Genomic DNA, 12615 nt, shown 5'->3' with positions numbered 1-12615 from the left:
GGCAGAAAGGTGAAAAAAGCCGGACGGGCGTCCGGCTTAGGCAGGGGATTAGACTTCCGTCAGTGTGGTTTCAAGCGGCAGACGTGATTTCGGCAGCCCGGCGTTGAAATCCTCGACGCTATGATGGCCGACCGGCACCACGACCAGACTGGTATAGCCTTTTTCTTTCAGACCAAATTCAGCGTCGAGCACCTCGGCGTCGAAACCTTCAATGGGGACGGCGTCGAGACCCATCGCGGCAACGCCCAGCAGAAAGTTGCCGACGTTCAGATAAACCTGTTTCGCCATCCACTGGTGGTCATCTTTCAGCGAGACGCGGTGCATATCGGCGAAAAAGCGGCGACCTTTATCATTTGCCGCTTTAGCTTCCGGCGTAGCGAAACGGCCATCGGCATCTTCCTGATCGACGACGCGCTCAAGCCATGCGTCATCCATTGCGGTTTTTGCGCAGAACACGACGACATGGGAGGCGTCCAGCATTTTGCGTTCGTTGAACGTGTAGTTTCCGGCGGCGGATTTTGCTACGCGCGCTTTGCCCTCTTCCGTACTGGCGACAATAAAGTGCCACGGCTGTGAATTGGTGCTGGAGGGGCTGTACTGTAGTAGTGTTTTTACTTTATCCGCTTCTTCGGCGGTCAGTTTTTTGCTGGGATCGAACGCCTTAGTGGAGTAGCGCTGTAAGGCGACAGAAACGATATCCATAAATGCTCCTGGTTGGTTTAGTACCCTTTTGTATCAGCAGGGTACCGGGTTATCGGTAAAAAGATAAGGGAGGAAAATGCGGAAACGGTTATTGCATCAGCGCGGTCGCAGGCGCAGTTGCTCTCTTTTAGGCAGCCCGTCTACAACCAGATTCCATGAGTCATTTATCAAATCGTTGAGTAGCGAGACGGTGATATCCTCGCCCGCATAGACTGAAATCCAGTGTTTCTTATTCATGTGATAGCCTGGCGCAATGCTGGGGTAAATTTGTTGATTTACCAGGGATTTTTGGGGATCCGACTTCAGGTTTACCACTGGACGGCAGTGATGTTCAGTGAACAGCATGAATATTTTGCCGCCGACTTTAAACACATCGTACTGTGGGCCGAAAGGCCAGCAGTGTTCGGTAAAAGGCAGTTCCAGCGCAAAGCGTTTTGCCCAGGCGTGCAGTGTTTGACCGTCCATTATTGCTCCTCGCGAGTCAGCGCGCGCCACATGGCTTCGAATCCCAGCGCAATATATTCGCCAGCGCGAGCGGGATCGCGCGCGGCGAAATCCATTGTTGTTTCAGCCAGCGCCAGAAAAAGGCCGTCGCCGAAGGCGCGGTACTCATCCGACATAAATACCATCAAAACGGAACGATGACATAAATCGCGCAATTCGGGGAACATATCGTCGGCCCGTTGTTCCGTCTCTTTGGTGAGCTTTTCGCTGACGGCCAGTTGACGGATCGCCCGATGGCGCGCGGGATGGTTCAGACCCCAACTGATGTAACTGTTCCAGATAAAACGAGTCATCATTTTGGCATCGGTAATGGATCGATCCAGCTCCATTATCATTGACTGGCAGAGATCCTGCTTTAAATGCAAATACAACGTGTTAATCAGCTCATCTTTGGTCGCGAAATAGCGAAACAATGTTCCTTCTGCAACACCTGCGTTACGCGCAATCACCGCCGTTGAGGCGGCGATACCGGATTGCGCTATCGCCTGGGTTGCCGCTTCCAGTAATGCTTGTTTTTTGTCTTCACTCTTCGGACGAGCCACTACACGTTACCCTTATGTCTGGAAAAACATGATTGAATCATGCCCGTTGTCGCGTCGCAACGGTGAATGTCAACCTTTGAAAAGTACCTTGACGGCGTATCTTTGCTTTCTATAATGAGTGCTTACTCACTCATAATCAAGGGCTGCCGCATGAAGTGGTAGAAAAGCCTATTGCAGGCCATGCGATAAGCCGTCTCACAATTTGTGTGGTTATTACTATGCTTATTGCTGTTGCCGTAAATGTGCGGTGCGGGAGCCGCTGACGAGTTTGATAGAGGGGAGAGCACGATGACCATTTCCGCTCAGGTTATCGACACGATTGTCGAGTGGATTGATGATAATTTGAATCAGCCGTTACGTATTGATGATATTGCCCGTCATGCGGGGTATTCCAAGTGGCACCTGCAGCGCCTTTTTATGCAGTACAAAGGGGAGAGTCTGGGGCGCTACGTGCGTGAACGGAAGCTAAAATTGGCGGCGCGCGACCTGCGCGACACCGACCAGAAGGTGTATGATATTTGTCTCAAGTATGGTTTTGATTCGCAGCAAACCTTTACGCGCATTTTTACCCGCACGTTCAACCTGCCGCCAGGCGCTTATCGTAAAGAAAAGCATGGCCGTACGCATTGAAATGTTTAATCGGCCAGCGAAAACCAGCGCCGCCAGATAAAGCGAATAACATAATATTCCAGCGCGCCGAGCAACAGAAACCATAAACAAAACAACAAAGTATAAAGCTGGTTGAGATCCATAAGATGAAAGATCCCGACCAGTTTTTGCGCCAGCGCAAGGCCGAGCGAAGGGGCGGGCAGCAGCAGGCTGGAGAGCAACGCCATCAGCAAAATACCGGCAGCGGTCATCAATGATTCAAGCGGGTGTTTCATGGCTTTGTTAAACGTAAGTTAAAACGCCATTGTCCGGGATATCGCCTGGTAAGGCAAATATGCTGTCTATTGTCCCGCCCAGATTTCACAATGTTTTTGTACCAGGCCTATCAGCGATCCGCCGTCGGCAATAAACTCCCGCATATATTGCGCTTCGTTACCGCCTTTTTTCACCTGCAGACGTAGCGCGTCAATGGCGCTGTCGGCGCCCAGCTTGCGCGCAGAGGGGGTAACGTTGTCCAGCAGACGCAGCGTATCATCTGCCAGGCGACGGCGGTCGCCGGTATAGGCATCGGTTAGCACGCCCTCCAGACCATAGCGGCAAGCCTGAAAACGGTTGAATTTATATAACAGATAGTCTTGTTCCTGCGGTTTAAAGGGACGCTCGGTCAGCAGCCAGTGCGCGGTCGCCTGAATCAACCCTGCCATATTGATGGCATGATCAAGGGTGAGCGGCGTATCCATCACCCGAACTTCTACCGTGCCAAAGGCCGGGCTGGGGCGGATATCCCAGTGCAAATCTTTGATGCTGTCGATCATCGTGGTGTAAGACAGACGGCGAAATAGTCCGGCAAACTCTTGCCAGTTACTGACCCACGGCATGGGACCGTTATCGGGAAAAGCGGAAAAAATATTCAGGCGCGCGCAGGCAAAACGGGTGTCAGATCCTTGCATATAGGGAGACGCGGCGGAGAGCGCAATAAAGTGCGGCACAAAATGCGACAGCCCGTGTAAAAGATAAATCGCATCGTCGCCGTTCGCGCAGCCGACGTGGACATGCTGGCCGAAAACCGTCGCCTGTTGAATTAAGTAGCCGAAATTTTCCAGCGTGCGTTGATAGCGCTCATTATCACAGACCTCCTGACGCTGCCATTTTTGAAAAGGGTGCGTACCGCCGCCGCAAATGCCGAGATGGTGTTCCGACGCCGCCTGTAAAATAACGTGCTGCATGGCAGAAAGTTGGGCCGCCGCCTGGTCAATATCGCGGCAGACGCCCGTGGCCATCTCCAGCATACTTTCGGTGATATCGTGCTTAATTTCTCCCGCAGTAAGTTGGGGCTTAACGGTGTCGATCAGCGTAGAAGAGTCCTGGCTTAAATCGTAGCCAGGTGGATTGATCACCTGCATCTCCAGCTCAATACCAAGCGTATAAGGTTCAGAAACGTGAAAATCATTCAGCGCCATAGCGATCTCATTTATCGGGGTATTGCGCTAAGTATAGAAGCGGGAGCGCTCCTGTCGTGGGGAACGCGCGTTATTGCAGAAACAAGAGTAATAACGCTATTGTCACGTTGAAACCATTCTGTACGGACGGTACGTTCAGCCATCGTGGCGGCAAAGGCTGGCAGCAGATGTAACGAGATGTGCGTGGCAGTAAGCGAGGTAACTTTTGCGCTATTGAATCCCGGGAGCGTGACGCGGTCTGAAAAGGCTTTATAAACGCTCTCCTTGGCGGAGAAAGCCAGCGTCAGGGCAAGCGGAAAAGGGAGCGAGCTCGCCTGGAGAATTTGGCGCTCATCGCTATCAATAATGGACGGCGCCAGCTCTGTCGCCGTGTGTTGACTCATGATTTTTTCTATATCAATGCCAATACGCTGTCGGGATATGACGGCCAGCGCCGTTGTCGCACAGTGGCTGATGCTGCCAAATAGGCCGTCCGGCCATAGCGGCTGTCGCTTGTCGCCAATACCGGGCACTGTCCTGACGCCCACCTCGCGTAGCGCATGAACGGCGGCGATGCGGCCTGCCAGATGTTCAGCTTTACGCTTGCGTCCGGCAGACCGGAGCCGATCGTGATGAGGAAGCCATAGCAGGTCGTGTTCGTGAAAGCTGCTCGCATCAAAGTCGACGATATGCAGCCTGTGTCCGGCAAAGGGAAGGGGAAAATGAGATGTCAGCATCGTTTTTGCCAATTCCCTCCCCGAATGAGGGAGGGAAGGTTGCCATCAGAAATGGGTATTAATGCTCATATACCACGTACGCCCCGGTTCGTTATAGGTGTACGCGCCAGCGCCCGCCATATAAGCGCCAGTTTGCGTATCCCTGACGGTTTGCGCGTTACCTTCACGCCACAGACGTTTGTCAAAGAGGTTATCCACGCCACCGGTCAGGCTGACATTTTTGGTCACGTCCCAGGTCGCGCTCAGGCCAACAATACTGTATGGGCTGACCGCTTGCTTATCTGTTCCGGTAACGGGGTTACCCTGATAATCATATTTCTTCGGCTCTTGTTTGCCGTACCAGGTGAAGGTCGATTGCAGAGAAACGTCCTGACGTACCTGCCAGCTCAGGGTTGAGTTAAGCGTGTACTGTGGAATAATCGACAGGCGTTCGCCGGTCTCTTTGTTTTTACTCTGCAGCATATACGTAACGTTATTCGTCCAGTTGACGGTGTCGCTAACCGGTACGTTTAACGTGCCTTCCAGACCTTCAACGACCGCTTTCGGCACGTTCTCCCACTGATAAACATCCGTTTTGCCGTTGTTGATACGCTGCAACGGCACCGTACCCGCTTCAATCTTATTGCGGTAATCATTGCGGAACCAGGTGACGCCGGCCAGCCAGCCATCGCGTTTAAATTCCAGACCGATCTCTTTATTGATGCTGGTTTCGGCTTTCAGATCATCGTTACCCATCATATAGCAGCCGATGCCGGTACCCGCGCCAGTCGCGTAGCAACCCTGACCTTTACTGTACAAAATATAGTTTGGGTTAGTCTGGTACAGACTCGGGGCTTTATAAGCGCGGGCGATCCCCATTTTCAGGGTAAAGTCATCCCCCAGACCTTGCGACAGGTTCAGCGACGGGCTCCAGTTATCCCCCACAATACTGTGATGATCGAAACGTAGCCCCGGCGTCAGCATGGTGCTGTCGGTCAGTTCCATGTTGTTTTCAGCAAACAGAGAGAAAATTTCCGCTTTTGAATAGGGGCTACGATTGGTACTGCTGTAACCCGGGATATTTCCCCCCATAAAGGTTTGCGAGTTGGAGAGCTCGTCTTTCATACGCTGTTGGGCCCATTCAGTACCCAGCGTCAGGTTTTGATTGACCAGCAGATCGAAAGGAAGGCTCACTTCGCTGTGTAGGGTGACGTCATTCAAATCGGCATCGGCATATTTTTGCGATGCTTTGGGATCGAAAATTCCTTCGGTGCCGCCTGCCAGGCCTTCCGGCATCCGGGAGTTACGGGTATGTTCGTATTGCACCCAGTTACTGGTGGTTACGCCATTATTCCAGCCGCCGTTCCAGGTCAGTGAGTAGTTCTGCCGATAGAGGCGGTTCGTCTCTTTTCCGTAATTATCTTTCACCAGTTGGTTCGTATTGGTGTTCTGAGTATCGCCGGCATAGAGGTTGCCCTGGCGACTGTAACCGGCCTCCAGCTCCAGAGACTGAAGCGGAGCAAAATCCCAACGAACCACACCGTTGATATCTTTGTTAATGACCCCCTCGCGTCCTGCCGGTAGCGTGTCGGCGTAACTCCCGGTACGTTCAGACTGATGCCCCTGGTTAATATTACGCGCATCCGCCTGCGTTTTGTCGAGGTTGCCATACAGACGGAAGCTGAAATCCCCGCCCAGCGGGCCGTTCAGGCTAAAGTTAGTGCGTTTGGTCGCGCCTTCGTCTTTATGTTCCGGCGCGTTGAAATAGGTATTCCAGGAACCGTGCCACTCGCTACCGCCTTTTTTGGTAATGATATTGACCACGCCACCCGCCGCGCCGTTACCGTAGCGTGCGGCGGCAGGGCCACGCAGCACTTCAATGCGTTCGATCATCTCCGGCGGCACCCACGCGGTATCGCCGCGGGTATCGCGTTCGCCGCGCCAGCCCAGGCGCACCGAGTTACGGCTGGTGACGGGTTTACCGTCTATCAGGATGAGGGTGTTTTCCGGCCCCATGCCGCGAATATCGATTTGGCGGTTATTCCCGCGCTGACCGCTGGTGGAGTTGCCGGTCAGGTTCACGCCCGGCATGGTGCGGATGATTTCTGACACGTCGCGCGCGGGCGGATTTTTGCGGATCTCATCGGCGGTGATGGTGGATACGCCTGGCGCCTGTAGGTTTTGCTGGGCAGCGGTCACCACGATGGTGTCTTCATTGGTGAGCGCAGCGCTATCGGTTTTTTCTTCCGCCATCACGGGCAGAGCGGCCCCGTAAATCCCTAAATTGACCAGTAAGGTCAGGGAATGAATCTTCTTGTTCATTGTATATCCTGCTTTTCTTTAGCCACATAAGCCAAAGCGCCCGTCAAAGGCATTGGCCGGGTGGTGAAATTGTGTTCGCGCGTCCCATAGCGCGACAATACGCTATTGCAAATGCAAATAGTTATCAATAATATTATCAATATATTTCACCTTTTATATACAAAATTCATAATAAACACAGGGTTATAATGAAAGAGGCGCTGGCAACGGGAAGTGAGGCCTGGTGGAGGACGAAAACCGGGCCGGAATGGATACGGGAAAAAGACGGAAATTATCGGGTCACTTTTTGGTGGCGCGACCCGCAGGGAAACGAAACACACTCCCCGATACGGCGTGTCTGGGTCTACATCACTGGCGTAACCGATCATCATCAAAACGCGCAGCCTCAGACGATGGCGCGTATTGCCGGAACGGATGTCTGGCGCTGGAGTACGGCGCTTAGCGCTAACTGGCGCGGCAGCTACTGTTTTATTCCTACCGAACGCGATGACGTTTTTGCCGCTTTTGCGCCGGGCGAAACGCCCGATCGGAACGCACTGCGTGAAGGCTGGCGACAGCTATTACCGCAGGCGATTGCCGACCCGCTTAATTCGCAAAGCTGGCGGGGAGGACGTGGTCATGCGGTTTCAGCGCTGGAAATGCCGGATGCGCCCCTTCAGCCGGGATGGGATCGTCCTGAAACGCCGTACTCGCCGCCTTTGATGATGCAGTGGCATAGCGCACGTCTGGGTAACTCCCGCCGCGTATGGATATTGACGACCGGAGACGAGGCGCCGGAGGAAAGACCGTTGGCTATTCTGCTGGACGGTCAATTCTGGGCGGAAAATATGCCCGTCTGGCCCGCGCTTGCCTCGCTGACTCATCAACGCCTGCTTCCCGGTGCCGTCTATCTGCTGATTGACGCGATTGATACTCACCACCGCAGCCAGGAGTTGACCTGCAATGCCGACTTCTGGCTGGCAGTGCAGCAGGAACTGTTGCCGCAAGTCAGAGCCGTGACGCCTTTTAGCGATGATGCCGGGCGAACGGTGGTCGCCGGACAGAGCTTTGGCGGCCTGTCGGCGCTGTATGCCGGCCTGAACTGGCCGACGCGTTTTGGCTGTGTACTAAGCCAGTCAGGATCGTTCTGGTGGCCTCATCGCATCACCCCGCCGGAGGGGGAAGTCATTACCCGGCTGAAAACCGGCGCATTATGTGCGCGCGGACTGCGTATCGTACTGGAAGCCGGCGTGCGTGAGCCGATCGTGTTTCAGGCGAATCAGGCGCTTTATGCCCAACTGAATACTTCGCAGCAGTCCATTTTCTGGCGTCAGGTTGACGGCGGACACGATGCGCTTTGCTGGCGCGGCGGGCTAACGCAAGGGCTGATGCTGCTTTGGCAGCCGCTTATCGACACGCTTTAACCGGGCACATGTCCATGACAGGAGTTGAGTATGGAATTCAGTAATCCCTTTGATAATCCGCAGGGACAGTTTTACATCCTGCAAAATGCGCAGCGTCAATTCAGCCTTTGGCCAGCGGCGTGCACGCTTCCCGCAGGCTGGGACGTGGTATGCGAACCGCAATCGCAGGACGCGTGCCAGCAGTGGCTTAATACGCGCTGGACAACACTGAATCCGGCGCATTATGCCGATAAGCAGGAGGCGAAATGACGCAGCGTTTACCGTTAGTCGCCGCTCAGCCGGGGATCTGGATGGCGGAAAAACTCTCTGATTTACCCTCCGCCTGGAGCGTGGCGCACTATGTGGAACTGAATGGCGAGCTGGATGCCGCCTTGCTGGCAAAAGCGGTAGCGGTAGGGATGCAACAGGCGGATACGCTACGGATGCGTTTTACCGAAGAGAACGGCGAGGTCTGGCAATGGATAGATCCTGAGCACACCTTCGGCGAGCCCCCGATTGCCGATTTACGCGACCATCCCGATCCGCATCACGCGGCGCTGGCGTTAATGCAGGCGGATTTACGGCAAAACCTGCGCGCAGATAGCGGTAAGCCGCTGGCGTTTCACCAGTTAATCCGCATTGATGATACCCGCTGGTATTGGTATCAGCGCTATCACCATTTGCTGGTGGATGGCTTTAGCTTCCCGGCGATAACTCGCCAGATTGCGGCGATTTATCGCGCCTGGCAGAGCGACGCTCCTACGCCGGAGTCGCCTTTTACCCCCTTTGCGGATGTGGTCGAGGAATATCAGCGCTATCGCCAGAGCGAGGCCTGGCAGCGTGACGGCGCCTTCTGGGCGCAACAGCGCCGCGAGCTGCCGCCGCCGGCGTCAATGTCTGCCGCGCCGTTGCCGGGGCGGTCGGCGAGCGCGGATATTCTACGTATGAAATTGAACGCGCCGGCGGGGGCGTTTCGCCAACTGGCGGCGCACATGCCTGAGATACCGCGAGCGGATCTTGCCCTGGCGCTGGTGACGTTGTGGCTGGGACGATTATGCGGGCGTATGGATTATGCCGCCGGATTTATCTTTATGCGGCGGATGGGTTCGGCGGCGTTAACGGCGACCGGGCCTGTCCTTAACGTGTTGCCGCTGGCGATTAACCTTCATGCGACGGAAGATCTGCCAACGCTGGCGAAGCGTCTTGCGGCGCAGTTAAAGAAGATGCGCCGCCACCAGCGTTACGACGCCGAACAGATTGTACGCGATAGCGGGCGAGCCGCAGGGGAGACGCCGCTATTTGGCCCGGTGCTCAATATAAAAGTGTTTGATTATCATCTGGATCTTCCTGGCATACAGGCGCAAACCCATACCCTGGCGACGGGGCCGGTTAACGATCTTGAACTGGCGCTTTTTCCGGATGAAAACGGCGGTCTGGATATTGAATTGCTGGCGAATGCACAGCGTTACGATGATGCCACGCTCTCCCGCCATGCCTTACGATTGATGGCGCTTATCACGCAGTTTGCGGATAACCCGGCGCTGCGCTGCGGCGATGCGCAAATGCTGCTGGCGGAAGAACAAACGCAATTAGCACACCTTAATAATACGGCGGTAACGATTCCCGCCGCCACGCTTAGCGATTTGGTGGCGCAGCAGGCGCAAAAAACGCCAGAGGCTTCCGCGTTGGCAGATGCGCATTATCACTTTACCTACCGTGAAATGCGCGAACAGGTTGTGGCGCTGGCGTACGCGCTGCGGGAACGCGGCGTTCAGCCTGGCGATAGCGTGGCGGTGGCGTTGCCGCGGTCGGTTTTCCTGACCTTAGCGCTGCATGGCATTGTCGAGGCGGGCGCCGCCTGGCTGCCGCTGGATACCGGTTATCCTGACGATCGGCTGCGAATGATGCTGGAAGATGCGCAGCCGAAACTATTAATTACGACTCAGGCGCAGCTGGCGCGCTTTCACGATATTCCGGGGATGGAATATTTGTGTTATAGCCAACCGCTACCGGTCAGTGACGCCACTCCGCTGGGGCTGTCGTTACCGCATCATACCGCTTACATCATTTTCACCTCTGGCTCGACGGGCAGGCCGAAAGGGGTGATGGTGGGACAAACGGCGATAGTCAACCGGCTGCTGTGGATGCAGGCTCACTATCCGTTGACGGCGGATGATGTAGTAGCGCAAAAAACGCCGTGCAGTTTTGACGTCTCAGTATGGGAGTTTTTCTGGCCGTTTATCGCCGGGGCGAAACTGGTGATGGCCGAGCCGGAAGCGCACCGCGACCCGCTCGCGATGCAGCGGTTCTTTGCGCAATACGGCGTCACGACCACTCATTTTGTGCCGTCGATGCTGGCGGCCTTTATTGCCTCGCTCACGCCAGCGTCGGCGGGGAAAAGCTGCGCTTCCTTAACGCGCGTTTTCTGTAGCGGCGAGGCCCTGCCGACGGCGCTGTGCCGCGAATGGGAGACGTTAACCAACGCGCCGCTACACAATCTGTACGGGCCAACGGAGGCCGCGGTGGATGTGAGCTGGTATCCGGCCTGTGGCGATGAGCTGGCGGCTGTTGACGGCAACAGCATCCCGATTGGTTATCCCGTCTGGAATACCGGTTTACGTATTCTCGATGCGCATATGCAGCCGGTGCCGCCGGGCGTGGCTGGCGATCTCTATCTTACCGGTATCCAACTGGCGCAGGGCTATCTGGGGCGTCCGGATCTTACCGCCAGCCGTTTTATCGCCGATCCTTTTGCGCCAGGCGAACGGATGTACCGTACCGGAGATGTGGCGCGCTGGCTGGATTCCGGCGCGGTGGAGTACCTGGGGCGCAGCGACGATCAGCTCAAAATTCGGGGGCAACGTATTGAACTGGGCGAGATTGACCGCGTCATGCAAACGCTGCCGGATGTTGAACAGGCGGTAGCACATGCCTGCGTCTTTAATCAGGCGGCGGCGACGGGCGGGGATGCCCGGCAACTGGTCGGCTATCTGGTGTCGCACTCCGGTTTGCCGCTGGATTTACCGGCGCTGCAGGAAAAATTACGCCAAAAACTTCCCGCGCATATGGTGCCGGTTGTGTTGTTGCAACTTGCCGGTTTGCCGCTTAGCGCTAATGGCAAGCTGGATCGCAAAGCCCTGCCGCTGCCGGACCTGACGCCGCGCGTGAAAGGGCGTGCGCCGCAGTCCGCAACGGAGATTGCTGTCGCCGCGGCGTTTTCCCGCCTGCTGGGCTGTGAGATTAACGACGTTGAAAGTGATTTCTTTGCGCTGGGCGGACACTCGCTGCTGGCGATGAAACTGGCCGCGCAGCTAAGTCAGACGTTTAACCGTCAGGTGACGCCGGGGCAGGTGATGGTGGCGTCTGACGTGGCGCAGTTAAGTAAGCTGCTCGATACTGACGATGACGAACGCTCGCGCAATCTGGGGTTCGGGCCGCTGTTGCCGCTGCGTGATAGCGATGGTCCAACGTTATTTTGTTTCCATCCGGCGTCGGGGTTCGCCTGGCAATTTAGCGTATTATCACGCTATCTCAGCCCGTCGTGGTCGATTATGGGGATTCAGTCGCCGCGCCCCGCTGGCCCTATGCAAACCGCAACCACTCTTGATGAGGTATGTGAACATCATCTGGCGACATTGCTCGCCCGGCAGCCGCATGGCCCTTATTATTTATTAGGCTATTCGCTGGGCGGGACGCTGGCGCAAGGGATCGCCGCCCGGTTGCGCGCGCGCGGCGAAACGGTGGCGTTTTTGGGGTTACTGGACACCTGGCCGCCGGAAACGCAAAACTGGCGGGAAAAAGAGGCGAATGGCCTCAATCCGGACGTATTGGCGGAAATTGAACGTGAACGCGCTGCGTTTGTCGCCGCTCAGCAGGGAAATGCCTCCGACGCCTTATTTACCGCCATTGAAGGCAATTATGCGGATGCTGTCCGTTTGCTGACGACGGCGCATAGCGTACCGTTTGATGGACATGCTACGCTCTTTGTGGCGGATAAAACGGTGCCGGAAGGCGTATCGCCTGAACAGAGCTGGTCGCCGTGGATAGCGTCTTTGGCTATTTATCGCCAGCCGTGCGCGCATGTAGATATAATTTCTCCCTCCGCTTTTGAAACTATCGGGCCCATCATCAGCGAACTTATTAATAAATAACGGGCGTTGTTTCTGCCTTTAACAAATTAAATCCTGAAACCCATAATAATGACTAATTATTATGGGTTTTTTATTGCAACTATTAATTCTTTTAACATAAGTGATACATGCTACAGGCAAGTTTAATTCCGAATATTTAGCTTTTCGGGCACTGGCGCGTAAAGATTGTTTCGGATAATTCTGACTTGCTGTTAGAATCTCTGACAGGAATGTGTTCTTTCATTGGATAAAGTTTTCAGGTCATACGG

11 protein-coding genes are annotated in these 12615 nt (G+C 55.1%); 4 read left to right on the top strand and 7 right to left on the bottom strand.

The genetic code is table 11. The features are described from left to right. Window positions 1-48: 48 nt before the first annotated feature. The 3 genes from nfsB to ACLJTG_RS10570 form a co-directional block, all read right to left on the bottom strand. The gene (gene nfsB / locus ACLJTG_RS10580) at window positions 49-702 is read right to left on the bottom strand and encodes an oxygen-insensitive NAD(P)H nitroreductase (RefSeq protein ID WP_000355888.1); all 654 of its coding nucleotides are present in this window, start codon (window positions 700-702) and stop codon (window positions 49-51) included. 96 nt (window positions 703-798) lie between these two features. After that, entirely contained in the window at window positions 799-1167 is a 369-nt protein-coding gene (locus tag ACLJTG_RS10575) for an MmcQ/YjbR family DNA-binding protein (protein ID WP_000348999.1), read from the bottom strand. Continuing rightward, complete coding sequence (locus ACLJTG_RS10570; protein WP_000113609.1) at window positions 1167-1748, bottom strand: TetR/AcrR family transcriptional regulator; 582 nt, start codon at window positions 1746-1748, stop codon at window positions 1167-1169. Before ACLJTG_RS10570 ends, ACLJTG_RS10575 begins: the two co-directional genes overlap by 1 nt. Window positions 1749-2036: 288 nt before the next feature. Here ACLJTG_RS10570 and ACLJTG_RS10565 point away from each other — a divergent pair, with 288 nt between their 5' ends. Continuing rightward, complete coding sequence (locus ACLJTG_RS10565) at window positions 2037-2378, top strand: RamA family antibiotic efflux transcriptional regulator (RefSeq protein ID WP_000155633.1); 342 nt, start codon at window positions 2037-2039, stop codon at window positions 2376-2378. Window positions 2379-2383: 5 nt separating this feature from the next. On the opposite strand, the gene ACLJTG_RS10560 is transcribed toward ACLJTG_RS10565, so the two are convergent. The 4 genes from ACLJTG_RS10560 to ACLJTG_RS10545 form a co-directional block, all read right to left on the bottom strand. After that, entirely contained in the window at window positions 2384-2632 is a 249-nt protein-coding gene (locus tag ACLJTG_RS10560; protein ID WP_000682497.1) for a DUF1158 family protein, read from the bottom strand. Between the two features lie 66 nt (window positions 2633-2698). Next, window positions 2699-3817 carry a YbdK family carboxylate-amine ligase gene (locus tag ACLJTG_RS10555; protein WP_001196917.1) on the bottom strand — a complete coding sequence of 373 codons (1119 nt, stop codon included), beginning with the start codon at window positions 3815-3817 and terminating at the stop codon, window positions 2699-2701. 11 nt (window positions 3818-3828) lie between these two features. Next, on the bottom strand, window positions 3829-4533 hold the full coding sequence (gene entD, locus ACLJTG_RS10550; RefSeq protein ID WP_079951144.1) for an enterobactin synthase subunit EntD: 705 nt from the start codon (window positions 4531-4533) through the stop codon (window positions 3829-3831). 45 nt (window positions 4534-4578) lie between these two features. Next, window positions 4579-6834, bottom strand: coding sequence for a TonB-dependent siderophore receptor (locus ACLJTG_RS10545; RefSeq protein ID WP_061376254.1), 2256 nt, complete (start codon window positions 6832-6834; stop codon window positions 4579-4581). Between the two features lie 188 nt (window positions 6835-7022). Between ACLJTG_RS10545 and fes the strand changes: the two genes are divergently transcribed. From fes to entF, 3 genes are read left to right on the top strand one after another with little or no spacing between them, the layout of a single operon-like run. Beyond that, complete coding sequence (fes, locus tag ACLJTG_RS10540; RefSeq protein ID WP_064042988.1) at window positions 7023-8237, top strand: enterochelin esterase; 1215 nt, start codon at window positions 7023-7025, stop codon at window positions 8235-8237. Between the two features lie 30 nt (window positions 8238-8267). Further along, window positions 8268-8486 (top strand): MbtH family protein, encoded by a 219-nt coding sequence (locus ACLJTG_RS10535; protein WP_000396012.1) that lies wholly within the window; start codon window positions 8268-8270, stop codon window positions 8484-8486. Next, window positions 8483-12367 (top strand): enterobactin non-ribosomal peptide synthetase EntF, encoded by a 3885-nt coding sequence (gene entF, locus ACLJTG_RS10530; protein ID WP_079951143.1) that lies wholly within the window; start codon window positions 8483-8485, stop codon window positions 12365-12367. Before ACLJTG_RS10535 ends, entF begins: the two co-directional genes overlap by 4 nt. The last annotated feature ends 248 nt before the right edge of the window (window positions 12368-12615 follow it).

This window comes from Salmonella sp. SAL00672, assembly GCF_046552175.1.
GTDB classification, from domain to species: Bacteria; Pseudomonadota; Gammaproteobacteria; order Enterobacterales; family Enterobacteriaceae; genus Salmonella; species Salmonella enterica.
The sequence above is the reverse complement of the archived record's forward strand: the minus strand, read 5'-3'. Positions and strand labels throughout refer to the sequence as shown.